At 56.6% G+C, this 25,836-nt stretch carries 24 protein-coding genes; 11 read left to right on the top strand and 13 right to left on the bottom strand.

The window, feature by feature from the left end; translation table 11 throughout:
• Nucleotides 1-36 precede the first annotated feature (36 nt).
• Nucleotides 37-96 (bottom strand): protein YpfM, encoded by a 60-nt coding sequence (gene ypfM / locus LRS40_RS13355; protein WP_015572204.1) that lies wholly within the window; start codon nucleotides 94-96, stop codon nucleotides 37-39.
• 388 nt (nucleotides 97-484) lie between these two features.
• On the opposite strand from ypfM, the gene LRS40_RS13350 reads away from it, so the two are divergent.
• From LRS40_RS13350 to LRS40_RS13340, 3 genes are read left to right on the top strand one after another with little or no spacing between them, the layout of a single operon-like run.
• On the top strand, nucleotides 485-841 hold the full coding sequence (locus tag LRS40_RS13350) for an ArsC family reductase (RefSeq protein WP_142486657.1): 357 nt from the start codon (nucleotides 485-487) through the stop codon (nucleotides 839-841).
• 3 nt (nucleotides 842-844) lie between these two features.
• Nucleotides 845-1,972 (top strand): succinyl-diaminopimelate desuccinylase, encoded by a 1,128-nt coding sequence (gene dapE / locus LRS40_RS13345; RefSeq protein WP_231311790.1) that lies wholly within the window; start codon nucleotides 845-847, stop codon nucleotides 1,970-1,972.
• A 25-nt stretch (nucleotides 1,973-1,997) separates the two neighbouring features.
• Nucleotides 1,998-2,195: a YpfN family protein gene (locus LRS40_RS13340; RefSeq protein WP_095453344.1), complete on the top strand. Its 198-nt coding sequence runs from the start codon at nucleotides 1,998-2,000 to the stop codon at nucleotides 2,193-2,195.
• 36 nt (nucleotides 2,196-2,231) lie between these two features.
• On the opposite strand, the gene ypfH is transcribed toward LRS40_RS13340, so the two are convergent.
• The 6 genes from ypfH to dapA form a co-directional block, all read right to left on the bottom strand.
• Nucleotides 2,232-2,927, bottom strand: a complete 696-nt coding sequence (ypfH, locus tag LRS40_RS13335) for an esterase (protein ID WP_231311789.1) — start codon at nucleotides 2,925-2,927, stop codon at nucleotides 2,232-2,234.
• 73 nt (nucleotides 2,928-3,000) lie between these two features.
• Complete coding sequence (locus LRS40_RS13330; RefSeq protein ID WP_370649963.1) at nucleotides 3,001-5,001, bottom strand: tRNA(Met) cytidine acetyltransferase TmcA; 2,001 nt, start codon at nucleotides 4,999-5,001, stop codon at nucleotides 3,001-3,003.
• Between the two features lie 15 nt (nucleotides 5,002-5,016).
• Entirely contained in the window at nucleotides 5,017-5,883 is an 867-nt protein-coding gene (locus tag LRS40_RS13325) for a neutral zinc metallopeptidase (protein ID WP_142486661.1), read from the bottom strand.
• A gap of 122 nt (nucleotides 5,884-6,005) precedes the next feature.
• Nucleotides 6,006-6,719: a phosphoribosylaminoimidazolesuccinocarboxamide synthase gene (gene purC, locus LRS40_RS13320; RefSeq protein WP_142486662.1), complete on the bottom strand. Its 714-nt coding sequence runs from the start codon at nucleotides 6,717-6,719 to the stop codon at nucleotides 6,006-6,008.
• Between the two features lie 109 nt (nucleotides 6,720-6,828).
• Nucleotides 6,829-7,863: an outer membrane protein assembly factor BamC gene (gene bamC, locus LRS40_RS13315; protein ID WP_142486663.1), complete on the bottom strand. Its 1,035-nt coding sequence runs from the start codon at nucleotides 7,861-7,863 to the stop codon at nucleotides 6,829-6,831.
• A 16-nt stretch (nucleotides 7,864-7,879) separates the two neighbouring features.
• Nucleotides 7,880-8,758: a 4-hydroxy-tetrahydrodipicolinate synthase gene (dapA, locus tag LRS40_RS13310; protein ID WP_231311787.1), complete on the bottom strand. Its 879-nt coding sequence runs from the start codon at nucleotides 8,756-8,758 to the stop codon at nucleotides 7,880-7,882.
• Between the two features lie 145 nt (nucleotides 8,759-8,903).
• Here dapA and LRS40_RS13305 point away from each other — a divergent pair, with 145 nt between their 5' ends.
• Together LRS40_RS13305 and bcp are read left to right on the top strand one after the other, a co-directional pair.
• Nucleotides 8,904-9,473: a glycine cleavage system transcriptional repressor gene (locus LRS40_RS13305; protein ID WP_032613050.1), complete on the top strand. Its 570-nt coding sequence runs from the start codon at nucleotides 8,904-8,906 to the stop codon at nucleotides 9,471-9,473.
• The gene (bcp, locus tag LRS40_RS13300) at nucleotides 9,473-9,943 is read left to right on the top strand and encodes a thioredoxin-dependent thiol peroxidase (protein ID WP_142486666.1); all 471 of its coding nucleotides are present in this window, start codon (nucleotides 9,473-9,475) and stop codon (nucleotides 9,941-9,943) included. The genes LRS40_RS13305 and bcp overlap by 1 nt, the downstream gene beginning before the upstream one ends.
• Nucleotides 9,944-10,029: 86 nt before the next feature.
• Here bcp and LRS40_RS13295 read toward each other — a convergent pair whose 3' ends face one another.
• Nucleotides 10,030-11,091 (bottom strand): AI-2E family transporter, encoded by a 1,062-nt coding sequence (locus LRS40_RS13295; RefSeq protein WP_032613054.1) that lies wholly within the window; start codon nucleotides 11,089-11,091, stop codon nucleotides 10,030-10,032.
• 222 nt (nucleotides 11,092-11,313) lie between these two features.
• Between LRS40_RS13295 and bepA the strand changes: the two genes are divergently transcribed.
• Together bepA and arsC are read left to right on the top strand one after the other, a co-directional pair.
• Entirely contained in the window at nucleotides 11,314-12,777 is a 1,464-nt protein-coding gene (bepA, locus tag LRS40_RS13290; protein WP_142486667.1) for a beta-barrel assembly-enhancing protease, read from the top strand.
• 11 nt (nucleotides 12,778-12,788) lie between these two features.
• Nucleotides 12,789-13,148 carry an arsenate reductase (glutaredoxin) gene (gene arsC / locus LRS40_RS13285; protein ID WP_231311786.1) on the top strand — a complete coding sequence of 120 codons (360 nt, stop codon included), beginning with the start codon at nucleotides 12,789-12,791 and terminating at the stop codon, nucleotides 13,146-13,148.
• A 35-nt stretch (nucleotides 13,149-13,183) separates the two neighbouring features.
• Here arsC and LRS40_RS13280 read toward each other — a convergent pair whose 3' ends face one another.
• From LRS40_RS13280 to LRS40_RS13265, 4 genes are all read right to left on the bottom strand, one after another.
• On the bottom strand, nucleotides 13,184-13,885 hold the full coding sequence (locus tag LRS40_RS13280) for a DnaA inactivator Hda (RefSeq protein WP_221888536.1): 702 nt from the start codon (nucleotides 13,883-13,885) through the stop codon (nucleotides 13,184-13,186).
• 95 nt (nucleotides 13,886-13,980) lie between these two features.
• Nucleotides 13,981-15,270, bottom strand: coding sequence for a uracil permease (gene uraA / locus LRS40_RS13275; protein WP_231311785.1), 1,290 nt, complete (start codon nucleotides 15,268-15,270; stop codon nucleotides 13,981-13,983).
• An 87-nt stretch (nucleotides 15,271-15,357) separates the two neighbouring features.
• Nucleotides 15,358-15,984, bottom strand: a complete 627-nt coding sequence (gene upp, locus LRS40_RS13270; protein ID WP_032613066.1) for a uracil phosphoribosyltransferase — start codon at nucleotides 15,982-15,984, stop codon at nucleotides 15,358-15,360.
• A gap of 247 nt (nucleotides 15,985-16,231) precedes the next feature.
• A complete protein-coding gene (locus tag LRS40_RS13265) occupies nucleotides 16,232-17,662 on the bottom strand; it encodes a 6-phospho-beta-glucosidase (protein ID WP_231311784.1) in 1,431 nt (476 codons plus the stop codon).
• A gap of 279 nt (nucleotides 17,663-17,941) precedes the next feature.
• On the opposite strand from LRS40_RS13265, the gene purM reads away from it, so the two are divergent.
• The 4 genes from purM (at nucleotide 17,942) to ppx (ending at nucleotide 23,454) form a co-directional block, all read left to right on the top strand.
• Nucleotides 17,942-18,979 (top strand): phosphoribosylformylglycinamidine cyclo-ligase, encoded by a 1,038-nt coding sequence (purM, locus tag LRS40_RS13260; protein WP_231311783.1) that lies wholly within the window; start codon nucleotides 17,942-17,944, stop codon nucleotides 18,977-18,979.
• Entirely contained in the window at nucleotides 18,976-19,617 is a 642-nt protein-coding gene (gene purN / locus LRS40_RS13255; RefSeq protein WP_142486672.1) for a phosphoribosylglycinamide formyltransferase, read from the top strand. The genes purM and purN overlap by 4 nt, the downstream gene beginning before the upstream one ends.
• Before the next feature lie 231 nt (nucleotides 19,618-19,848).
• Nucleotides 19,849-21,909 carry a polyphosphate kinase 1 gene (gene ppk1 / locus LRS40_RS13250; protein WP_142486673.1) on the top strand — a complete coding sequence of 687 codons (2,061 nt, stop codon included), beginning with the start codon at nucleotides 19,849-19,851 and terminating at the stop codon, nucleotides 21,907-21,909.
• Nucleotides 21,910-21,912: 3 nt separating this feature from the next.
• On the top strand, nucleotides 21,913-23,454 hold the full coding sequence (ppx, locus tag LRS40_RS13245) for an exopolyphosphatase (protein ID WP_142486674.1): 1,542 nt from the start codon (nucleotides 21,913-21,915) through the stop codon (nucleotides 23,452-23,454).
• 8 nt (nucleotides 23,455-23,462) lie between these two features.
• On the opposite strand, the gene LRS40_RS13240 is transcribed toward ppx, so the two are convergent.
• Nucleotides 23,463-25,703, bottom strand: a complete 2,241-nt coding sequence (locus tag LRS40_RS13240) for an EAL domain-containing protein (protein ID WP_231313891.1) — start codon at nucleotides 25,701-25,703, stop codon at nucleotides 23,463-23,465.
• Between the last annotated feature and the right edge of the window lie 133 nt (nucleotides 25,704-25,836).

The raw sequence follows: 25,836 nt of genomic DNA, 5'->3' as shown, positions 1-25,836 counted from the left end.
TAGCTAATTAAGTGCTCTTGCAGTTCTTCCTGAATGTCATTTACGAAGCATGCCTTCGATAAAATCTTTCCAGTTCCCCAGTTCACGTTCAATCATAACTACCTCTCTTATTATTATGGCCATTCTACGAGAATATATCATCATTGTGAAGACTTTTTAATCAGTGATACTGCTCTACCCCCGTTGGTACTACTGGTTTGTAGATAATATGGGTCCAGTCCGATAAATTTTATGTGACCAACTGCAATATTTTGAAATAACCTTAATTAACGACGAAAAAATTAATTAGCGGCTGTTCTTACACGACTTTTTAGCACCTGGACTTCTATGCGATAAAGGTGAAATAATATTCATGCGCTGTACATTATTTATACCACTCCTCAATATAAAATTAAGTAATAAAACAAATGTGTTATATTTTCGCAATCGCTTAAACATCGAAAATACTGAGCAATTGCTCCCTGTTAAGACAAAAGGATTCACCATGATTACCCTTTACGGCATCAAAAATTGCGACACCATCAAAAAGGCCCGCCGCTGGCTGGAGGCAAACAAGGTTGATTACCGTTTTCACGACTATCGCGCCGACGGTCTTGATGCGGATTTAATGCAGAAATTCATCGCGGAATTGGGCTGGGAAGCCCTGCTGAACACCCGCGGTACCACCTGGCGCAAACTGGATGAGAGCCTGCGCGCCAGCATCGACAATGCCGCCAGCGCCGCCGCCTTAATGGTTGAAATGCCAGCAATCATTAAACGCCCATTGCTCTGGGCGCCCGGTAAGCCTATGCTGCTGGGTTTCAACGAAAACCAATACCAAACCTATTTTATTGAGGTGTAGTCTATGTCATGCCCGGTCATTGAGCTGACTCAGCAGCTTATTCGCCGCCCCTCCCTGAGCCCGGACGATGCGGGTTGTCAGGCGCTGATGATCGAACGCCTGCGGGCGATTGGTTTTACCGTCGAACCTATGGATTTTGGCGATACGCAAAATTTCTGGGCCTGGCGTGGTCAGGGCGAAACGCTGGCGTTTGCCGGACATACTGATGTGGTGCCAGCCGGTGACGCTGACCGCTGGATCAATCCTCCTTTCGAACCGACGATCCGCGACGGCATGCTGTTTGGTCGCGGCGCGGCGGACATGAAAGGTTCTCTGGCAGCGATGGTGGTTGCCGCCGAACGTTTCGTGGCGCAATACCCGAATCATAAAGGCCGTCTGGCGTTTTTGATCACCTCTGATGAAGAGGCCAGTGCCAAAAACGGCACCGTGAAGGTGGTAGAAACGCTGATGGCGCGTAACGAACGCCTGGATTACTGCCTGGTGGGCGAACCGTCCAGCACCGAAGTGGTGGGTGACGTGGTCAAAAATGGCCGTCGCGGCTCCATGACCTGTAACCTCACTATTCACGGCGTTCAGGGCCACGTAGCCTATCCGCATCTGGCCGATAACCCTGTGCACCGCGCCGCCCCGATGCTCAACGAGCTGGTGGGTATCGAGTGGGACAAGGGCAACGACTATTTCCCGCCAACCAGTATGCAGATTGCCAATATCCGGGCCGGCACTGGCAGCAACAACGTCATCCCCGGCGATCTGTTTGTGCAGTTTAACTTCCGCTTCAGCACCGAGCTGACGGACGAGATGATTAAAGCCCGCGTCGCGGCACTGCTGGAGAAACACCAGCTGCGCTATAGCGTGGACTGGTGGATCTCCGGTCAGCCGTTCCTGACCGGGCGCGGTAAGCTGGTGGATGCGGTGGTTAACGCTATCGCGCACTATAATGAAATTAAACCGCAACTGCTGACCACGGGCGGCACATCCGACGGACGTTTTATTGCCCGTATGGGTGCGCAGGTGGTGGAACTTGGGCCGGTAAATGCCACGATTCATAAAATCAATGAATGCGTGAATGCCGCTGATTTGCAGCTACTGGCCCGTATGTATCAACGAATCATGGAGCAGCTCGTCGCCTGACGGTTGCCCCAAGAAGGATAAGCGAATGGACTGGCTGGCTAAATATTGGTGGATCCTGGTACTGGTTTTTCTGGTAGGCGTGCTGCTGAACGTGATCAAGGATCTCAAGCGCGTTGACCACAAGAAATTCCTCGCCAACAAACCTGACCTCCCTCCGCATCGTGACTTTAACGACAAGTGGGACGACGAAGACGACTGGCCGAAAAAGGACCAGAAGAAGTAACGCTTTTACCCTCTCCTTACGGGGAGAGGGTTATCCTCAGAAAAACTCGACAATACCGTCGTCGTTCGGCTTGCCGCCGCTGAGCGCTTCATCGAAATAGTGTTTCGGCACGGTAAAACGCAGATGGTCCAGCGCGAACTGAATGCTGCGGTCGTCAATGGCGTGTCCCAGATCGTCGACAATATCCAGCGTCACATCGCCGCCTGCGCGGATCAGCGCCTCCTGACCGGCAACCGCATGAGACAGCTCAATTACGCGATCTTCTCCGCCGTGGATAAGATGGATAGTGGTCTCGGTGGTCGCCCGCTCGGGCAGGGTCGCATAGCGGCCATTGAATGCAATCACCCGGGAGGCTAATCCCGCCTCGGCCTTCACGCTCTCCAGCGCCATGATCGCGCCCTGAGAAAAACCGATCAGCGCGGTGGCATTTGCCCCGACACCGCTTTGCTGCTGCCAGTAACGCACCCTGTCAACAAAGGACGGCATGATCGCATCCACACGCTCCTGACGGTTCTCTTCGGTCACGCCCTGCACCGAAAACCACTGACGGCCATTCGGACCGCACGGCTCAACGCCGCCCACGCTCACCACCAGGGCATCGGGAAAAAGAGGCGCAAACCAGCTGCCAATCTGCGCCATATTAGCCGGGTTATCGCCGACGCCATGAAACAGCAGCAGCAGCTGTTTAGCCGGGCGATCGGGGCTCTGGACAACAAAATGGTCATGTTTCATGGCAGTCTCCTTGATTGATAAGCGGGATTCTACGCCTGACAGGCAGAATGAACATGCCGGTTTACTGATGAAGTCATTGAAAAAATTGCCATTGCAAAACGCGGTGCTTCAGCCTCTGACAACGTTCGTTGTCCAGCTGCGTCAGCGCCTGGCCCGTCTCGGTACGCAGATGGCTCAGCAAGGCTTTGCGCCCGCTAAGACACAACGCGCGGCTCAGGGCGCTATCGTCCAGCCCCTGCTCAATCCTGCCCCGCAGTCCTGCCAGCGGCAGATCCGTCGCCTGCAGCAGCCGCGTCAGGCTGGCCATCGCCGCAGGAAAAGGGCGATGCGCAAAGGCAAACCCGCCCAGATCCAGCCAGTCATCATCATTAAGGGTAGCCCCACCTGCTGGCACTACCGGGATCTTTTCACCGTTCCAGCGTTCAACGATCGGCGCATCACGACAGAGCCGCTGATGCTCGCGCTGGCACAGCGCCTGCCCCGCCGCGCTGAGGGGCAGGATCGCCATCGCCGTGTAGCAGCCGCTGCTGGCCTCGCGATGGCTTCCCATGCGCACCAGCACAAAGCCACAGCGCTGCCAGAAGCGCCAGAGCTCTTCGGTGTAGCCGAAGCTGACGGAAAGGTAGTCAATGTTCACCTGCTGGCTGGCAGCGGCAACCAGCGCCAGGCCAATGCCTTCGCGCTGGCGGGCAGGATGGACAGCAACGCGGGTTACCCGTCGGGCGGTAAGGGTGGCGGCCTGCGGTGAGCCGCCGTGGGCCGCCAGCGACTGCGCCACCAGATTGCCGCGTGGGCGGCGATAGCCCGCCCACACCGCCTGACTGAGCGCCGGGCTCAGACCGCCCTCCTCCACCAGCCACAGCGCGCCGCAGACGCGCTCGCCGGCCCGGGCAACGGAAAAATGCTGCCCGGGAGCGTCCATCATGCGCCGCAGGTCGAGGGGTGAGGTCCGGTAGTGAGCGGCGCAGAGCAGTTTGTAGACCGCCGACGGCAGTTCAGGGTCGCGGCTCCAGGCCTCCTGCTCAAGCGGCGTACACACGATCTCCCCCTGCGGGAGGCTGTCGTCGGGCGCATCATCAAACAGCAGTACCTCTGCGATAATGCGCTCCAGCGGACAGCCCGCCGCCCAGCGCGCCGGTTCGCTGAGGGTAAAGTATCGCAGCCCGCTAAAACGGGCGCAGAATTTCAGCAGAAATCCTCTGCCGGTGCCCTCATACCCCTGCACGGTGGTGGTCAGCAGCACCCGGGGGAAGCGCGTTACCAGCCGCGCCAGCAGCGGGCCGGGGATCGCCGCCGCCTCATCGACGATCAGCCAGTCGGCGCGCTGGTCAGAGGCCAGCAGCGCGTCAGGAGCCATAAAGTGATAGCGGTCACCCCCGAAGCGGGCGATAACCTCCGTCGCCGCTCTGGCGGGGGCCGTCACAATGGCATGACCGGTAATGCGTTGCAGCAGCATGCCCGCCAGCGCCGACTTTCCGCGTCCGCGCGCTGCGGTCACGGCGGCCACCCCTTCTGGCATCGTTGTCAGATAATGGAGAATCCCGGCCTGCTCGCGCTGCGGCTCACCGCTGGCCGGGTGCCAGTCGGGGGCGCATGCATTGTGCAGATGAGGAAAAGGAGCGCCCTGCTGCCAGCGTATAACCTGCGGATCGCGCGAAACGTGGCGGCAAAAATGTTCGATAAAGCGTGGCGTGGGGATCGGGTCTGGGCTGTCGCTCCAGCGCAGCGAATCCTGGTCGGCTTTCTCCGGCCAATGTTCCAGGGCTGGCGTAAGTAATACCAGCAGGCTTCCGGCACGCAGCGTGCCGCCTACGGCCGCAAAGGCCGAGACGTCGAAGCCGTGACGGGCATCGAAAATAACATGGAGAAACTCGCGGCCCAGCAGCTGATTCAGCGCCTGAGGCGAACATGAGGGGAGCTGTGGGGCATCGTCGCCTACCCACAGCCAGTCGCCAGGATAATTCCCCTTCAGCAGCAGCGCCTGCTGCTGTGTCCACGCCTCGTCACCGCTCAGCACCAGCAATCGCCGGTGCCCTTTTCGCGCCAGTTTTTCAGGCAATCCTGATAAATTCATCCCTGACATTGAGAATTACATGGCCTTACCGAAGGTGTTGCATTGTGCCGGATCGCCGCCGTCAAAACCTTTTTTGAACCAGCTATAGCGCTGTTCCGAAGTTCCGTGTGTAAAGCTGTCCGGTACGACGTGCCCCTGGCTTTGCTGTTGCAAACGGTCATCGCCAATGGCGTGGGCGGCGTTGAGGGCCTCTTCCAGATCGCCTGCTTCCAGCACGCCTTCCTGCTGCATATTGTGGCCCCAGACGCCGGCAAAGCAGTCGGCCTGTAACTCCATACGCACCGACAGCGCATTGACCTCTTTCTCGCTGGCGTTCTGCTGCAGCTGACGGACTTTAGGCTCGATGCCAAGCAGTTTCTGTACGTGGTGGCCCACTTCATGGGCGATAACGTAGCCCTGAGCAAAGTCGCCATCGGCGCCCAGCTTGCGTTTCATGTCATCGTAGAAGGAGAGATCGATATAGACGGTCGAATCGGCAGGACAGTAGAACGGTCCCATTACCGACTGCCCGGTCCCGCAGCCGGTACGCGTGGCGCCGCGGTACATCACCAGCTTCGGCTGTTGGTAGGTCCGGCCCATTTTATCAAACAGCTGGCCCCAGGTATCTTCCGTGGTGGCGAGGATCACTGAGGTAAATTTCGCCGCTTCATCTTCATTCGGGCTGATGGAGCGCGGCGACTGATACTGCTGCTGCTGCATCGGTTGCCCGGTCAGCAATCCGCTCAGGTCGACGCCGTAGTAGCCGGCCACCACCACTACCAGCAGAATAATGATGCCGCCCTTGCCTCCCGGCAGGCGAAATCCCGGGCCGCCCATCGATGGGCCCCCGCTACTGCGTCTGTCATCCACATTGTCACTTTCACGACGCCCTTGCCAGCGCATAACCACCTCGAAAATATCATCTTGATAATAAGTATGATCGTAGGCGGTTCGGGGCAAGATTACCACTGCAAACAGGGGTGAGATGCCAGAGGAACAGAGGTTCCCCTGGCGGTAAGGCGGGATTAATCGAGTTTGACGCCCAGACGGTGGGCTACGGCTTCGTACGCTTCGATCAGACCGCCCAGGCTTTGGCGGAAGCGGTCTTTGTCCATTTTATCCAGCGTCTCTTTGTCCCACAGGCGGCTGCCGTCCGGGGAGAATTCATCACCCAGAACCACCTCACCTTTAAACAATCCGAATTCCAGTTTGAAGTCGACCAGGATCAGGCCCGCGTCATCAAACAGCTTCTTCAGCACGTCGTTGGCTTTAAAGGTCAGCTCCTGCATACGCGCCAGGTTCTCTTTGCTTACCCAGCCAAAGGTTTCGCAGTAAGATTCGTTGACCATCGGATCGTGCATGGCGTCGTTTTTCAGGAACAGGTCGAACAGCGGCGGGTTGAGCTCGATGCCCTCTTCAATACCCAGACGCTTCACCAGGGAGCCTGCGGCGCGGTTACGGACGACACATTCCACCGGCACCATATCCAGCTTTTTCACCAGACATTCGGTATCGGACAGCAACGCTTCCATCTGCGTCGGGATACCCGCTTCTTCCAGCTTGCTCATAATGAAGTGGTTGAACTTGTTGTTCACCATCCCTTTACGATCAAACTGTTCAATGCGCGCGCCATCTCCTGCTGACGTATCATTGCGGAACTCGAGCACCAACAGATCCGGGTTTTCCGTGCTGTATACGGTTTTCGCTTTGCCACGATACAACTCAGCTTGCTTCTGCATCTTCATTACTCCTGGTGTGATGATTTGTGTTCAAAACTGGAGATATTATGCCACGCACACGTTTGCGTAGCACTAAAATAAAAAGGGCTGGATTAACCAGCCCTCTTTTTTATTTGCTGAATGCTGCCTGGAAGACAGCCACCAGCGCATCGTTCTGCGACTGGGTCAGGGTGTGACCTTTCGGATCGATAAACTGCAGGCTGCTACGGTTGTCCAGGTCGCCGACCTGAAGTTTGTAGTCGCCGGAAGCCAGACCCGGGTCGCGTGCGCCCAGCTCTTCCCAGCTGCTGTCAGACAGCGGCTTGTAGGTCACCGCCATGCTGCCGGTTGAGCGGGTGCTGTCGGTCACTTTCATGCCGACGCGCTCAAGCGTTGCAGGCAGACGCTGCCAGACCTGGTTGAACGGACCACGTACGACAAGCATTGGCAGACCGGTATCGTCGGCAGCGCTCTGCACGTCGAAGGTTGCGCCATTGCGGCTCTGGGCAGCATTGGCAGCGTCGGTTGCGTTTTTGTCGAGGCCCGCAGCGATGGTGTTAAGCATCTCGGTGCTGTAACGCTGCAAGGACGCGGCATCTGAGACTGGCTTGCCCGCCTGCTCCAGGTTCAGCAGCTTAACCACGACCGCCTGCTGGTAACCCTGAGGTTTAACAGAGACTTGATAACGTCCACGGTACTGTTGATCTTCATCCAGACGGGTCCATTCGATCCAGTCTGTCGACAGCGTCTGGCTGGCGTCGTCGCGTTGCGTGATTGTATAGTTCTTCGACTGAATCACGCTGACAACCTGCGGCCACAGCGTGGCATTACGCGCGCTCTCAACCTGCAGCGTCGCGGTATCGCCGGTGAACTGAGTACGCGCCCCGCTCACCAGCGCCAGAGGCTGTGCTGGTGGACGGATATCAAGCGCTTTGCCTACCGCGCCGCTCCCGTTGGTGACCGGAATATTGTAGTCGCCATTCTGAATCGGCAGGATCATGCCAGCGGGCGCATGAAGTTCAGCAAGCGGCGCAGCATCCAGATAGGATTCGTCACCGCTCACCTGGCGCTTGTAGCGTGAATCTGAGCTACAGGCCGCGAGCAGCATAACAAGCGAAACACCCGCAACCTTCACCAGGCGCGACTTCTGTACTGAGTAAGCCATCAAATCTCCCTAAACTTTACAGCAGACCGGCATGCTTCAGCGCGCTGGTGACCGTTTCGCGACCGTGGTCGGTAATCGGGGTCATCGGCAGACGCAGCGTATCGGTCGCTACAAGTCCCAACTCCTTACATGCCCATTTCACTGGGATCGGATTGGGTTCGACAAATAATTTGTTGTGCAGCGGCATCAGACGCTGGTTAATCACGCGCGCTTCCCGGTAGTGACCGGCAGCTGCCAGTTTACACATTTCAGCCATATCGCGGGCTGCAACGTTGGAGGTCACGGAAATTACGCCGTGGCCGCCGAGCTGCATGAAGTCCAGCGAGGTCGCATCATCACCGCTCAGCAGAATAAAGTCGTCTGAAACCAGCTCTTTGATCTGATGAACACGGCTTAAGTTCCCGGTCGCCTCTTTAATACCGATAATATTTTTTACTTTCTCGAGGCGGCCAACCGTTTCTGGCAGCATATCGCAGCCAGTGCGCGACGGCACATTATACAGGATTTGTGGCAAGTCAGTATGTTCAGCGATGGCTTTGAAATGCTGGAACAGACCTTCCTGGGTCGGACGGTTGTAGTACGGCGTTACCGTCAGGCAACCCACTACGCCGCTATCGTTAAAACGCTGGGTCAGACTGATGGCTTCCGCGGTCGCATTGGCGCCCGTACCGGCGATAACCGGGATACGCCCGTCAGCCAGTTCGAGGGTCATCATGACCACTTCACCATGCTCTTCATGGCTCAGCGTAGCAGATTCACCGGTAGTCCCTACCGAAACAATCGCCGAGGTTCCGCTGGCGACATGATAATCAATCAGTTTCTTCAGGCTTGACCGGCAGACATTACCTTTCTCATCCATCGGTGTAACAAGCGCGACAATACTTCCCGTGAACATGGGCCATCCTCTGTGCGTACAAGAGTCTCAATGGTACGTTTGGTGCTGTAATAAAAGCAAGGGACATGAGGCCTCCAGGTTATTGTATGCCGGTTTTTTTTATGCTTTCCTTAGAAAGACTAAACCACGCAAAGGAAGAACAGGTTTGACAACCTCATCACAACATTACCTGGTTATCACTGCGCTGGGTGCCGACAGGCCGGGGATCGTGAATACCATCACCCGCCACGTCAGTAGCTGCGGCTGCAACATTGAAGACAGCCGCCTGGCGATGCTCGGAGAAGAGTTCACCTTCATCATGCTGCTTTCCGGGTCGTGGAATGCGATTACCTTAATTGAATCGACCCTGCCGTTAAAAGGCGCGGAGCTGGATCTGCTGATCGTGATGAAGCGCACCACCGCGCGCCCGCAGCCGGCCCTGCCGGCAACCGTCTGGGTTCAGGTGGAAGTGACTGACTCCCCGCACTTAATCGAACGCTTTACCGCCCTGTTTGATAGCCATCAGATGAACATTGCCGAACTGGTCTCCCGTACCCAGCCGGGTGAAGGCGACACCATCCCTAAACTGTTCATCCAGATCACCGCGCACAGCCCGGCCTCTCAGGATGCGTCAAATATCGAGCAAGCGTTCAAAGCCCTCTGTACAGAATTAAATGCGCAAGGCAGTATAAACGTCGTCAATTATTCCCAGCATGAACAAGACGGAGTTGAGTAATGAATCCACTGAAAGCCGGTGACATCGCACCGAAATTTAGCTTGCCCGATCAAGACGGTGAGCAAGTAAATTTAACCGACTTCCAGGGACAGCGTGTTCTGGTCTATTTCTACCCGAAAGCCATGACGCCAGGCTGTACCGTACAAGCGTGCGGTCTACGCGATAACATGGACGAGTTGAAAAACGCAGGTGTAGAAGTGCTGGGTATCAGTACCGATAAGCCTGAAAAGCTGTCTCGTTTTGCCGAAAAAGAGCTGCTCAACTTCACGTTGCTCTCCGACGAAGACCATCAGGTCTGCAGCGAGTTTGGCATCTGGGGTGAAAAAACCTTTATGGGCAAAACCTACGACGGTATCCACCGCATCAGTTTCCTGATCGATGCCGAAGGTAAGGTTGAACACGTGTTTGACGACTTCAAAACCAGCAATCACCACGACGTGGTATTGAACTGGGTGAAAGAGAACGCCTGATTCGGCTTGCCGCCCGGCGGCGCTACGCTTGCACGGGCCTACAGGATTTGTAGGCCGGGTAAGCGAAGCGCCACCCGGCGAAAACATTACTCCTCAACCGCCGGCACATCCGGCCAGGCATGCACCACCGCTTTAATCAGCGTGGCCAGCGGGATGGCAAAGAACACGCCCCAGAATCCCCATAACCCGCCAAAAATCACCACCGACAGAATAATGACGATGGGGTGCAGGTTCACCGCTTCCGAGAACAGCACCGGCACCAGCAGGTTACCGTCCAGCCCCTGAATAATCAGATAGACGACAAAACAGCTCCAGAACTCGGTGCCCAGTCCAAACTGGAACAGCGCCACGCACACCACCGGAATGGTGACCACAAAGGCCCCGATGTAGGGGATCAGCACCGAGAAGCCCACCAGGACCGCCAGCAGTAGCGAATAGTTCAGGCCGAAGATAAAGAAGCCAATCCAGGTGGCGACCCCGACGACGATCATCTCCAGCACTTTGCCACGGATATAGTTGGTGATCTGCTGGTTCATCTCCTTCCACACCTGCCCTGCCAGGCCACGGTTACGCGGCAGCACGCGGCGCACCGCGTTCAGCATCTGCTCTTTGTCCTTGACCAGGAAGAAGACCATCAGCGGCACCAGCACCAGATAAACCGCCAGCGTCAGCAGACCCACCAGCGATGCGAGGGAGAATTTCACCACCGTGTCCCCCATGGTCATGATGCGGGTACGCATGTTTTCCGCCATCGCATCAATAATGCCCGCATCCATCAGGGCCGGATAACGGCGCGGCAGGGTAGCGGCAAAATCAGAGAGCTTGCTGAGCATGCCGGGCATGTCGCGAATCAGGTAGATCCCCTGCTGCCAGGCGATCGGCAGCACCACAAAGGACATCACCAGCAGGATACCGACAAAAAAGACCAGCACGATGATGCTGGCCCAGCGGCGGGAACAGCCGATATTTTCCAGCCGGACCGTCGGCCACTCCAGCAGATAGGCGAGCACAATCGCCACCAGCAGCGGGGCCAGCAGCCCGCTAAAGAAGAAGAGGATGCCAAAACCGGCAACCAGAATAACCAGCAAAGCAATGGCCTCGGGATCGCTAAAGCGTCGGCGGTACCACTGCATTAATAACTCGAGCATGCAACCCTTCCCTGAAGATGATGGCTGGACGTAAAGGGTGAATTGTATCGGAGAGTCAATGAAAAGACTTTCGCTTTTTCTTGCTCTGTCACAAAACGCAAAAGCCTGAAAAGAGGGATTTTCTTATCGCCCTGACGCGGCTACACTCGCAGAGCAGCCGCAGATGAACGATATGCGGGTTCTTCGGTCAAATTAGCACACTCACCAGACAGGACAGAGGTTATGTTCAGGCAGTTGAAAAAAACGTTGGTTGCGACGCTCATCGCTGCGCTGACCGCCGGCCAGATGATGCCCGCGTTCGCTGACTCTGCAGAATCATTGCCGGACATGGGCACCTCGGCAGGCAGCACGCTCTCCATTGGTCAGGAGATGCAAATGGGCGACTATTATGTGCGCCAGCTGCGCGGCAGTGCGCCGCTGATTAACGATCCGCTGCTGGTGCAGTACATCAATTCCCTGGGGATGCGTCTTGTCTCCCATGCAGATTCGGTGAAGACCCCTTTCCACTTCTTTTTAATCAATAACGATGAGATCAACGCCTTCGCCTTCTTCGGCGGCAATGTGGTGTTGCACTCGGCGTTATTCCGCTATGCCGATAACGAAAGCCAGCTTGCCTCGGTGATGGCGCACGAGATTTCTCACGTCACCCAGCGACATCTGGCGCGGGCAATGGAAGATCAGAAGCGCAGCGCCCCGCTGACCTGGGTGGGCGCACTGGGCTCCATTCTGCTGGCGATGGCCAGTCCGCAGGCGGGCATGGCGGCGCTGACCGGTACGCTGGCGGGCACGCGTCAGGGGATGATCAGCTTTACCCAGCAAAACGAACAGGAAGCCGACCGCATCGGGATTCAAGTGCTGCAACGCTCCGGGTTCGACCCGCAGGCGATGCCGAACTTCCTCGAAAAGTTACTCGACCGGGCGCGCTACTCTTCGCGTCCGCCGGAAATTCTGCTGACTCACCCCCTGCCGGAAAGCCGCCTCTCGGATGCCCGCAACCGCGCCAACCAGATGCGTCCGGTGGTGGTGCAGTCCTCAGAAGATTTCTATATGGCGAAGGTCAGAACCCTCGGCATGTACAATTCCGGGCGCAACCAGCTGACCAACGATCTGCTGGACGCGCTGGCCAAAGGCAACGTGCGTGAACAGCGTGCGGCCCAGTATGGCCGGGCGTTACAGGCGATGGAGGCCAGCAACTATGATGAGGCCCGAAAAAATCTGCAGCCGCTGCTGACCGCAGAGGCGAACAATGCCTGGTATCTCGATCTGGCCACCGACATCGATTTAGGCCAGAAAAAAGGCCAGGATGCGATCAACCGTCTGAAAGGTGCCCGGGAATTGCGCACCAATCCGGTTCTGCAACTCAACCTGGCGAATGCTTACTTACAAAGTGGACAGCCGCAGGAGGCCGCCCCCATTCTCAACCGCTACACCTTTAATAATAAAGATGATCCTAACGGCTGGGATCTGCTGGCCCAGGTAGAAGCCGCGCTTGGCCATCGCGATCAGGAGCTGGCGGCCCGCGCCGAAGGCTATGCCCTGGCCGGACGCCTGGACCAGGCCATCTCCCTGCTGAGCAGCGCCAGCTCGCAGGTGAAACTCGGTAGCCTGCAGCAGGCCCGTTACGATGCCCGCATCGATCAGCTGCGCCAGCTGCAGCAGCGCTACCGCCCGTATGAAAAGATGTAAAAGGAGAAGAGATGTCTGACGCGGTTACGATCTACCATAACCCTCGCTGCTCAAAGAGCCGCGAAACCCTGACCCTGCTGAAAACCAACGGCATTGAGCCGCAGGTGGTGCTCTATCTGGATACGCCGCCGGATGCGGACACCCTTCGCACGCTGTTAGGCCAGCTGGGAATGGCCAGCGCCAGAGAGTTAATGCGCCAGAAAGAAGAGCTTTACAAAGAATTGGGCCTGGCTGACAGCGCGCTCGGTGAAGACGCGTTAATTCAGGCGATGGTGGATAATCCGAAGCTGATCGAGCGCCCGATTGTGGTGGCAAACGGCAAAGCGCGTATTGGCCGTCCGCCTGAACAGGTGCTGGAGATTGTGAAGTAAGCGTGAAGTGGCCCGGTAGTCTGCCTGTGCCGGGCCTAAAGATTAAGAATATCTTTTACAAAGGGAATGGTGAGTTTCCGCTGGGCGGTGATGGATGCCCGATCCAGCTGATCGAGAGTCATAAACAGCGTGCGCATCTCGCGATCCAGCCGCTTTAACAGAAAGCGCCCCACGTCTTCCGGCAGTTCAAACCCCCGCAACCGCGCCCGCAGCTGCAAAGCCTGGAGTTTATCTTCATCGGAAAGCGGCTGTAACTTGTAGATTTGTCCCCAGTCGAGACGTGAAGCCAGATCGGCAAGCCCCAGATTCAGCTGGCGCGGTGGACGATCGCCGGTGATCAGCAGCCGGGTTTTACCGGACTCCAGAATGCGGTTATAGAGATCAAAAATCGCCATTTCCCACAGCTCATCCCCTGCCACGCATTCGATATTGTCGATGCAGACCAACGACAGCTGTTCCATCCCATCGAGTACTTCCGGCACAAACCAGGTGCGCTTGTCCAGCGGCACATAGCCGACCGCATCCCCGCGCAGTGAGAGTTCGGCGCAGGCAGCATGGAGCAGATGGCTACGCCCCGCGCCCTCGCGTGACCAGATATAGATGTAACCGCTGTGCTCCTGGCGCAACACGTTTTGCAGTGCAGCCAGTAAAGAGGGGTTATCACCCGGCCAGAAACTCGCGAAAGTTTCGTCGTCGGGAAGATAGAGTGGCAAAGAGAGCTGTGCCGGTGCGTTCAGAAATACCTCAACCAGGTCTTACTCAGAATCGGCCCAGAGTTTAACACGGAACAAGCGGGGAGAGAACCGGGCGGATCGACCGCCCGGTTGGACGATCAATGCGAGATTTTTTCGCTCTCTTCGGCGTCCAGCACAACTTCTTCCGGACGCAGGACAGAGATCAGTTTAAATATCAGCGCCAGGCCGACACCAACGATGGTCGCCAGCGCCATGCCTTTCAGCTCTGCTGCGCCAATATGAACTTTGGCGCCGCTGACGCCGATAATCAGGATCACCGAGGTCAGGATCAGGTTCTGCGCTTTGCTGTAATCGACTTTTGATTCGATCAGGACGCGGATACCGGAAGCACCGATCACCCCGTACAGCAGCAGCGAAACGCCGCCCATCACCGGCACCGGGATGATCTGGATGGCTGCCGCCAGTTTACCGACGCAGGAGAGCAGGATAGCGATAATCGCTGCGCCGCCGATAACCCAGGTACTGTAAACGCGGGTAATCGCCATCACGCCGATGTTCTCACCGTAGGTGGTGTTTGGAGTGGAGCCAAAGAAACCGGAGATAATGGTCGAGAAGCCGTTAGCAAACATCGAGCGGTGCAGACCCGGGTCACGGATCAGGTCGCGCTTGACGATGTTCGCGGTGACGACCAGATGGCCGACGTGCTCGGCAATCACCACCAGTGCCGCAGGCAGGATGGTGAAAATCGCAAACCACTCAAAGCGCGGGGTATAGAAGGTTGGCAGGGCAAACCAGTGGGCCTGCGCGATCGGGGTAGTATCGACAACGCCCATCGCGAAGGAGAGCGCATAGCCCGCCAGCACGCCAATCAGGATCGGGATAATCGCCATAAAGCCACGGAACAGCACGGAGCCAAAGACCGTCACGCCCAGCGTTACCAGCGAGATGATAATGGTTTTGGTATCCGGCGACTGACCGTCGGCAGGCAGCAGGCCCGCCATGTTCGCCGCAACACCGGCTAACTCAAGACCGATAACGGCAACGATTGCGCCCATTGCCGCAGGCGGGAACATCACATCCAGCCAGCCGGTACCCGCTTTCTTCACAATGAAAGCCACTAGGCAGAACAGCACGCCGCACATAATAAAACCGCCCAGCGCCACTTCGTAGCCTAACGGCAGCAGCAGCAGTACCGGGGAGATAAAGGCAAAGCTTGAGCCCAGATAGGCCGGGATTTTACCTTTACAGATGAAGAGGTACAGTAGCGTCCCGATACCGTTAAACAGCAGCACGGTGGCCGGGTTAATGTGGAACAGGATTGGCACCAGCACGGTTGCGCCAAACATCGCAAACAGGTGCTGCAAACTAAGCGGGATAGTCTGTAAAAGCGGCGGTCTTTCACTCACCCCGATAGCACGGCGCGTCATAGTGTTTTCCTCTGAGTATTATTGGTTGTGTGTGTTTTATTCAAAAAAAAGCCGACTATCAAAGTCGGCTTCTTTATCGTTATGCGATTACTTAGTACCAAAAATCTTATCGCCGGCATCGCCGAGGCCCGGGATGATATACCCGTGCTCGTTCAGCCCCTGATCGACAGAGGCGGTGTACAGCTCAACGTCCGGGTGCGCTTTTTCCAGCGCGGCGATGCCTTCAGGCGCGGCAACCAGTACCAGCACCTTGATGCTGCTGCAGCCGGCATTTTTCAGCAGGTCGATAGTGGCGATCATCGAACCACCGGTCGCCAGCATCGGGTCAACGACCAGCGCCATACGCTCGTCGATGTTGGACACCAGCTTCTGGAAGTACGGTACTGGCTCCAGAGTTTCTTCGTTACGGTAGATACCGACCACGCTGATACGCGCGCTCGGAACGTGCTCCAGCACGCCTTCCATCATGCCCAGACCCGCACGCAGGATTGGCACAACGGTAATTTTTTTACCTTTGATCTGCTCAACCTGTACCGGGCCGTTCCAGCCTTCAATGGTGACAGTTTCAGTTTCCAGATCGGAGGTTGCTTCATAGGTCAGTAAGCTGCCAACTTCAGAGGCAAGTTCACGAAAGCGCTTAGTGCTGATGTCATGCTCACGCATCAGGCCCAGCTTGTGTTTAACGAGTGGGTGTTTCACTTCCACAATCTTCATTCTCTTTCTCCTTCGGGTGGCAGCCACAAAAAAAATCGCCGGATTATACCGCTTTTTTCGGACAGCGCCATACCCATCTTGCTTGACCGGGATCAACCAAAGTGAATAACAGACCGTTACAGATTATAAAACAGACAAATAAATCTGGAGGGGGAGCGGCGGATTTTGTGCCCGGCGGCGCTGCGCTTGCACGGGCCTACGATTTTGTAGGCCGGGTAAGGCGAAGCCGCCACCCGGCAATAAGAAATTAAAGCGACTCGCCGTTACTGGCGATCACCTTCTGATACCAGACGAACGACTTTTTCTTGCTGCGATTCAGCGTACCGTTGCCTTCGTTATCTTTATCAACATAGATAAAGCCATAGCGTTTTTTCATTTCGCCGGTGCCGGCAGAGACCAGATCGATACAACCCCATGGGGTGTAGCCCATCAGATCCACGCCGTCTTCCACCACCGCTTTCTTCATCTCACGGATATGGGCGCTGAGATAGTCGATGCGGTACTGGTCGTTCACCGTGCCGTCGCTCTCCTGCACGTCGATGGCGCCAAAACCGTTCTCAACAATAAACAGCGGCAGCTGATAGTGATCCCAGAACCAGTTCAGGGAGTAGCGCAGCCCAACGGGGTCAATCTGCCAGCCCCAGTCCGATTTCTGCACATACGGGTTGGAGACCAGGCTTTTGCTTTCGTCGTAATCCAGCTGCGGATTATCCGCCGTCGCTTTGGTGGCAAACGACATGTAGTAGCTGAAGCCGATGTAATCCACACAGCCCTGTTTCAGCGCCGCTTTATCCTCTTCGGTGATATCAAGATCAAAACCGCGACGGGCGAAGTAGTTCAGCAGGTGCTGCGGATAGGCGCCGCGGACGTGTACGTCGGTGAACCAGTAGCGGCGATGCATGGCGTTCATCGCCATCATCATGTCGTCCGGGGCGCAGGTCAGCGGGTAGATCGGGCACATGGCAATCATGCAGCCGATTCGCAGGGACGGATTAATATCACGCCCGGCTTTTACCGCCAGAGCACTGGCTACCAGCTCGTAGTGCGCCGCCTGGAACATCACCGGCTCGCGATCTTCGCCCAGCTGATATTTCAGGCCGGAGTTGGTGAACGGGGCGAAATCTTCGTGGAAGTTGGCCTGGTTGTTGATCTCGTTGAAGGTCATCCAGTACTTCACTTTGTGCTGATAACGCTTAAACACCACGCTGGCAAAGCGCACAAAGAAGTCGATCAGTTTGCGGTTACGCCAGCCGCCGAATTCGCTCACCAGGTGATAAGGCATTTCGAAATGCGAGAGGGTAATAACCGGCTCGATGCCGTGCTTCAGGCACTCGTCAAACAGATCGTCGTAAAACTGCAGGCCCGCTTCGTTGGGCTGCTGTTCGTCGCCTTTGGGGAAAATCCGCGTCCAGGCTATCGAGGTACGGAAGCATTTAAAGCCCATTTCCGCGAACAGCTGGATATCTTCTTTGTACCGGTGATAGAAATCGATGGCTTCATGGTTGGGGTAATTTTTGCCCGGCAGCACGCCGTCGGTGATTTCGCGCGGAACGCCGTGCGCGCCTGCGGTCATTACGTCTGCGACGCTCGGGCCCTTCCCGCCCTCCTGCCAGCCGCCTTCAAGTTGATGCGCCGCCACCGCGCCGCCCCACAGAAAACCCTCTTTGAATCCTGACATGCGATATCCCTCATTCAGCGTTAATTATCGGCAAAAAAGAGTACAGAAACCGGTTTCAGTGAAATGATGTGCATTCAGCGAAGGGGTTGCAAGAATAAGAATGTACCCGGTTTCATTTTCGTGAACGGGTTCAAGTTTGTGCGCCAGAGTGCGATTTTCTCTGGATTTTCAGAGGCGCTTTTTTCTGTTGCAGAATGGGCTCGCAAACGTTTGCCTGGACTGTTAGAATTGCGCCGATTTTTCTTACTATCGCAATGCAATCGCGTGGGGACTTGAGCCGTGACCAACAAAACTTCTCTCAGCTACAAAGATGCCGGTGTGGATATTGACGCAGGTAATGCGCTGGTTGACCGTATCAAAGGGGTAGTTAAAAAAACCCGCCGCCCTGAAGTCATGGGTGGGCTGGGAGGATTCAGCGCCCTGTGCGCGCTGCCGCAAAAATACCGTGAACCGGTTCTGGTCTCGGGCACTGACGGCGTGGGCACCAAGCTGCGTCTGGCAATGGATCTGAAACGCCACGACACCATCGGTGTTGACCTTGTCGCCATGTGCGTTAACGACCTGGTGGTTCAGGGCGCTGAGCCGCTGTTCTTCCTCGACTACTACGCGACCGGCAAGCTGGACGTCGACACCGCAGCCAGCGTGATCAGCGGTATCGCGGAAGGCTGCCTGCAGTCTGGCTGTGCGCTGGTCGGCGGTGAAACCGCTGAAATGCCGGGGATGTATCACGGCGAAGATTACGACGTCGCCGGCTTCTGCGTGGGCGTTGTCGAAAAATCAGAGATCATTGACGGCAGCAAAGTGACCGACGGCGACGTGCTGATTGCACTGGGTTCCAGCGGTCCGCACTCCAACGGTTATTCACTGGTGCGTAAAATTGTCGAAGTGAGCGGCTGTGACCCGCTGACGACCGAGCTGGAAGGCAAACCGCTGGCCGATCATCTGCTCGAACCGACCCGCATCTATGTGAAATCCATTCTGGAACTGATCGAGAACGTGGACGTTCACGCTATCGCCCACCTGACCGGCGGCGGTTTCTGGGAAAACATTCCGCGCGTGCTGCCGGACAACACCCAGGCCGTGATCGATGAGTCATCCTGGCAGTGGCCGGCGGTGTTCAACTGGCTGCAGGATGCCGGTAACGTCAGCGATCACGAAATGTATCGCACCTTCAACTGCGGCGTAGGGATGCTGATCGCCCTGCCGGCCAGCGAAGTGGACAATGCCCTGGCGCTGCTGCAGGCGAAAGGTGAAAACGCGTGGAAAATCGGTATCATCAAAGCGTCTGATTCCGAACAGCGTGTGGTCATTGAATGAAAAACATAGTGGTGCTCATTTCCGGTAACGGAAGTAATTTGCAGGCTATCATCGATGCCTGCAAACAGAAGAAAATCAACGGCACCCTCCGCGCAGTATTCAGTAACAAGGCCGACGCTTTCGGCCTTGAGCGTGCCCGCGAGGCGGGCATTGCCGCCCATGCGCTCAGCGCCTCCCAGTTTGCCAGCCGCGAGGCCTTTGACCGCGAGCTGGTGCAGGAGATCGACGCCTACGCCCCGGATGTGGTGGTGCTGGCGGGCTATATGCGGATCCTCAGCCCGGCGTTTGTGGCGCACTATGCCGGACGTCTGCTGAACATCCACCCTTCCCTGCTGCCAAAATATCCCGGCCTGAATACCCACCGTCAGGTGCTGGATAACGGCGACGAGGAGCACGGCACCTCGGTCCATTTCGTCACCGACGAACTGGACGGCGGCCCGGTGATCCTGCAGGCGAAAGTGCCGGTGTTTGCAGGCGACAGCGAAGATGACGTCACCGCCCGGGTTCAGGCTCAGGAGCATGCCATCTACCCGCTGGTGGTGAGCTGGTTTGTTGATGGCCGTCTGGAAATGCGCGACGGCGCCGCCTGGCTGGACGGCGCGCCGTTACCTCCGCAAGGACATGCGGCGGAAGAGTAGTTTTTTGCCCGGCGGCGCTACGCTTGCACGGGCCTACGGTACGTAGGTCGGGTAAGCGATAGCGCCACCCGACAGCCGTTGCACCATCGCTTCAACCCTCTATTATCCCTCAAGAATAAATTTAACTGTCATACTTTTCTGACACAGTTGGACATATAGTGGAAATGCTCGCCATAATAAAGGCGAGACGGATTTACCACGTCCTGTGATTGAACTGGAGTGTGAGTAGTAATGGGTCAGGAAAAGTTATACATCGAGAAAGAGCTAAGCTGGTTAGCATTCAACGAGCGCGTGCTTCAGGAAGCGGCGGATAAAAGTAACCCGCTGATTGAGCGCATGCGTTTTCTGGGGATTTACTCCAATAACCTGGACGAGTTCTATAAAGTTCGCTTTGCTGAACTGAAGCGTCGAATCATCATTAGCGAAGAGCAGGGTTTAAACTCGAATTCGCGTCATCTGCTGGGCAAGATCCAGTCCCGGGTCCTGAAAGCCGATCAGGAATTTGACAGCCTGTATAACGAACTGCTGCTGGAGATGGCGCGCAACCAAATCTTCCTGATCAACGAGCGACAGCTCTCGGTCAACCAGCAGAGCTGGCTGCGCCACTATTTCAAACAGTATCTGCGCCAGCACATCACCCCTATTCTGATTAACCGTGAAACCGATCTGGTGCAGTTCCTGAAGGACGACTACACCTATCTGGCGGTGGAGATTATCCGCGGCGACAGCATTCGCTATGCGCTGCTGGAGATCCCGTCCGACAAGGTGCCGCGCTTCGTCAACCTGCCGCCGGAAACGCCGCGCCGTCGCAAGCCGATGATCCTGCTGGATAACATCCTGCGCTACTGCCTGGACGACATCTTCAAGGGCTTCTTCGATTATGATGCCCTGAACGCCTATTCGATGAAGATGACCCGTGACGCCGAGTACGACCTGGTGCACGAGATGGAGGCCAGCCTGATGGAGCTGATGTCCTCCAGCCTTAAGCAGCGTCTGACCGCCGAGCCGGTGCGCTTTGTCTATCAGCGCGATATGCCGGACGCGATGGTCGAGATGCTGCGTGAAAAGCTGACCATCTCCCGCTACGACTCCATCGTGCCGGGCGGTCGCTATCACAACTTCAAAGACTTTATCGGCTTCCCGAACGTCGGCAAGGCCAACCTGGTGAACAAGCCGCTGCCGCGTCTGCGCCATATCTGGTTCGATAAGTTCCGCAACGGCTTCGACGCAATCCGCGAGCGCGACGTCCTGCTCTACTATCCGTACCACACCTTTGAGCACGTACTGGAGCTGATGCGTCAGGCGTCGTTCGACCCTAACGTGCTGGCGATCAAAATCAACATCTACCGCGTGGCGAAAGACTCCCGCATTATCGATGCGATGATCCATGCCGCCCATAACGGCAAGAAAGTGACCGTGGTGGTAGAGCTGCAGGCGCGTTTCGACGAAGAGGCGAACATCCACTGGGCCCGCCGTCTGACCGAGGCGGGCGTACACGTGATCTTCTCGGCCCCGGGGCTGAAGATCCACGCCAAGCTGTTCCTCATCTCCCGTAAAGAGGGTGATGACGTGGTGCGTTATGCCCATATCGGCACCGGCAACTTCAACGAGAAGACCGCGCGAATTTACACCGACTACTCGCTGCTCACCGCCGATGCGCGCATCACCAATGAGGTACGCCGGGTATTCAACTTCATTGAGAACCCGTACCGTCCGGTCAGCTTCGACTATCTGCTGGTGTCGCCGCAGAACTCCCGTCGCCTGCTGTATGACATGATCGACCGTGAGATCGCTAATGCGCAGAAAGGCCTGCCTTCCGGCATTACGCTGAAGCTCAACAACCTGGTCGATAAAGGGCTGGTGGATCGCCTGTATGCCGCCTCCGGCTCAGGCGTTCCGGTCAATCTGCTGATCCGCGGCATGTGCTCCCTGATCCCCGAGCTTGAGGGTATCAGCGAAAATATTCGCGTCATCAGCATCGTGGACCGTTACCTCGAGCACGATCGCACCTATATTTTTGAGAACGGTGGCGATAAACAGGTCTACCTCTCTTCCGCCGACTGGATGACGCGCAACATCGACTATCGCATCGAGGTAGCGACGCCGCTGCTCGATCCGCGGCTTAAGCAACAAGTACTTGATATTATTGACTTACTGTTAAACGATACCGTAAAAGCACGCTATATCGATAAAGAACTGAGTAACCGCTATGTGCCGCGCGGCAATCGCCGTAAGGTGCGGTCACAGCTGGCGATTTACGACTATATCAAATCACTCGAGCAACCCGATTAACCTATGCCGATAAACGATAAGACCCCACGACCGCAGGAGTTTGCTGCGGTCGACCTTGGTTCTAACAGCTTCCACATGGTCATTGCCCGTGAGGTTGATGGCGCAATGCAGATCATCGGTCGACTGAAACAGCGCGTCCACCTGGCTGACGGCCTGGGCGCCGACAACATGCTCAGCGAAGAGGCGATGGAGCGCGGGCTGAACTGCCTGTCGCTGTTTGCCGAACGCCTGCAGGGCTTCACCCCGTCGAGCGTCTGCATTGTCGGAACCCACACCCTTCGCCAGGCGGCGAACGCCACGGACTTTTTAAAGCGTGCGGAGCAGGTGATCCCCTACCCTATCGAGATCATTTCGGGGAATGAAGAAGCCCGTCTGATCTTCATGGGTGTGGAACATACTCAGCCGGAAAAAGGCCGTAAGCTGGTGATCGATATCGGCGGTGGCTCTACCGAACTGGTGATTGGCGAAAACTTTGAGCCGCATCTGGTCGAAAGCCGCCGGATGGGCTGCGTCAGTTTCGCCCAGATCTACTTCCCGGGCGGAACAATCAGCCGGGAAAACTTCCAGCGTGCGCGCATGGCCGCGGTGCAGAAGCTGGAGTCGCTCGCCTGGCAGTACCGACTGCAGGGCTGGAACGTGGCGCTTGGCGCCTCGGGTACGATTAAAGCCGCACATGAAGTGCTGGTGGAGATGGGCGAAAAAGATGGCTTTATCACCCCGGAGCGTCTGTCGATGCTGATGGAAGAGGTGATCAAGCATAAGAGCTTTGAAGCTCTGAGCCTGCCTGGCCTGTCCGAAGAGCGCAAAGCGGTGTTTGTTCCGGGTCTGGCGATCCTGTGCGGCGTGTTCGATGCGCTGGCCATTCGCGAGCTGCGCCTGTCTGACGGTGCGCTGCGCGAAGGCGTGCTGTATGAGATGGAAGGCCGATTCCGCCACCAGGATATTCGCAGCCGTACCGCACAGAGCCTGGCGAATCAGTACAACATCGACCGCGAGCAGGCGAAGCGGGTCCTGGAAACCACTACCCATATGTATGAGCAGTGGGAAACCCAGAACCCCAAACTGGCGCATCCGCAGCTGGCGGCCCTGCTGAAGTGGGCGGCGATGCTGCACGAAGTCGGGCTGAACATCAATCACAGCGGGATGCACCGCCATTCGGCCTACATTCTGCAAAACAGCGATCTGCCAGGCTTTAATCAGGAGCAGCAGACCATGATGGCTTCGCTGGTACGCTATCATCGCAAAGCCGTTAAGCTGGACGAGTTGCCGCGCTTTACGCTGTTCAAGAAAAAACAGTTCCTGCCGCTGATCCAGCTGTTACGTCTGGGTGTGCTGCTCAACAACCAGCGTCAGGCGACAACCACGCCGCCAACGCTGACGCTCACCACGGACGATAACCACTGGACGCTGAGCTTCCCGCACGACTGGTTTAGCCAGAACGCGCTGGTGCTGCTGGATCTGGAAAGAGAGCAGCAGTACTGGAGTGCCGTCACCGGCTGGTGCCTGAAAATTGAGGAAGAGCACTCTCCAAACGTTGCCGCGTAATCTCCTCTTCAGGCGCTCTTCGTGAGCGCCTGAAGAGGCAGTAAAGCGTCCAGCGGTACGGGTTTACCGATTAAATAACCCTGGAAATAATCAATCCCCAGCGCCTCTGCGGCACAACGAATCTCTTCGCTCTCGACATATTCCGCTACCACCAGCATTTTCTTCATCCGCGCCAGATGGCAAATCGAGGCCACTATCTGATAATCCAGGCTGTTGCTGACGATGTTACGAATAAAGCTGCCGTCGATCTTAAGGATGTCGGCATCCACGCTTTTTAAACGAGCGTAACTGGCATAGCCAGTGCCAAAATCATCAATGGCGACCCGGCATCCCATCTCCTGCAAATGGTTCATGGTCTGCATGGCCAGCCCGGCGTTGCCAAAACTGCTGCTCTCGGTGATCTCGAATATGAGCTGCCAGCTCTCAATAGCATAGGTTTGCAGCATGTGGCTCACCTCAAGCGGCAGCTGCGCACGGCAAACGGATGAGGGCGACAGGTTGATAGCAAACCGCTGTCCCGGCAGACTCTCCCGGTTGTCGGCCATAAACTGCAGCGTCTTCTCCAGCACCAGCAGATCAATACGCGAGGAGAGGCCAAACTCCTGCGCGACGGGCAGAAATTCATCGGGCGAAATCAGCTCGGCGCCATCGTTTTGTAGCCGGAGCAGTACCTCGTGATAGTCATCGCCACGGATCCCCTGCACGGGCTGCGCCAGCAGAGTAAATTCATCTTTTTCAAGCGCACGCTGCAGGCGGTTCATCATCGCGACTTTGTCTTTCAGGCCGCGTTGCAGATTGATGGCGCCCCGCTGCTGCAGGTTTTCCGGGTGATTGGTCGCCAGGGAGAGATCGGCGATGGTACTCAGCTCGCCCAGCAGCAGATAAAGATGCACTACCGGTGAGCGCACATAGCAATAGCTGCCCCCCACCTGCGGCTGGAGCGGCATCCCGTCCCAGAGGAAGCGAAAGCGCTTGATATGCAAATCCAGCTCGTCAATCCGGGACTGATGCGACTCGGTATTCAGACGCAGCACCAGATCGTGCCCGGACAGCTGATACACACACTCATCCGGCTGCAAATAGCCGTTAATCCACGCGGCCAGTTTCTGTTTGTACTGGATACGCAGCAAGACGCCGTAGTTACGCCCCAGCACTTCCAGCTCCGGGATACGCAGGAAACAGAGCACCGACCAGGGTTTTTTCCCCAGGGCGCGGTTGAGCGCCCGCAGGTTGGGGATATGCACCACCGGATCGAGAAATGCCAGTCGTCTGGCGCGAATATTGATTGCCCGCTGACGCGTCGCCAGCATCGACATGTAAACCACCACGAAGGTAAAGACCAGATAACTGGAGGAGGTGATGGTGAGCTGAATGTCATAGCCCTGCGCCCGGGGGATGTAGCTGTCAAAAAAGTGAATAGAGACAATCAGCACCGGGGTCCAGATCAGGGACATCAGCTTATAGCCGAAGCGCATCGATCCCCATAGCATCACCGGCATCAACAGCGACAGCGTGTAGTTAGTGCTGAAGATGGTGCTGTTTTCGGTGATGGGCCACAGAAGCAAAGCCAGCAATGCGCTGGTTGCTACCAGCCAGATAGCCACCTCCGACGCCGTCACTTTACGGTCGATCTGGCACCGAATCTGCGACAGCAGGCTTCGTAAATAGCGGGGATGGCGGAGGGTACGGATGATCAGGTAGCAGAACGGCACGCCCGTCAGGCACCCGACCAGTAATCCCTGATAGTTAATCAGCGAGCGGATCTCGGGGATGCTGATACCCGCCAGGTCAAAGCGTGTCTTATAGACGCCAAGATAGATGGCAAACTGGAACAGCAGCAGGAAAATCGTGGCTGGACAGAACATCTGCCAGAACATCCGTTGCGCCATTAACCGTGCGTCACCATAGGAGACTTTATTGCGGCGAGGGGCAAAAACCCGATATCCGCCCCAGCTGAGGGTTATCGGGATCAAAAAATGGCCAATCGCCACGGCGGTCTCGTAACCGCCCACCGAAGGGTAGTAGCGAACAAAGAGCGCAAGCACAATGCCCGGCACCGCCGCCATGCCGTAAAAGAGCATCAGCGATAATAAAAAAGCCAGCGGCATGTAATAGAGCACCACCATATTCCCCTGAACCTGGGTGTAGGTAGTGGCAAGGCGCGCGACGGGCAGCAGAACGACCGGCAAAATCAACGGCAGCGCCCACCAGCGGTCTTTATATTTTTTGTATAACGAGAAAATAGTCATAGATGCCATGGTTAACCCGCTCATCCAGGGGCAGTTCTGACAGGCATCCAACCTGACGACGTTGCCGTGCAGACGAAATAACGTTTGCACGAAAGGAGCAAAGATTTTAGTAAGCCATGGCGAGCAAGATTTG

Origin of the sequence: Leclercia sp. G3L (assembly GCF_021117075.1) — a bacterium.
Taxonomy (GTDB): domain Bacteria; phylum Pseudomonadota; class Gammaproteobacteria; order Enterobacterales; family Enterobacteriaceae; genus Enterobacter; species Enterobacter adecarboxylatus_C.
This window is presented reverse-complemented; position numbering and strand designations above follow the sequence as displayed.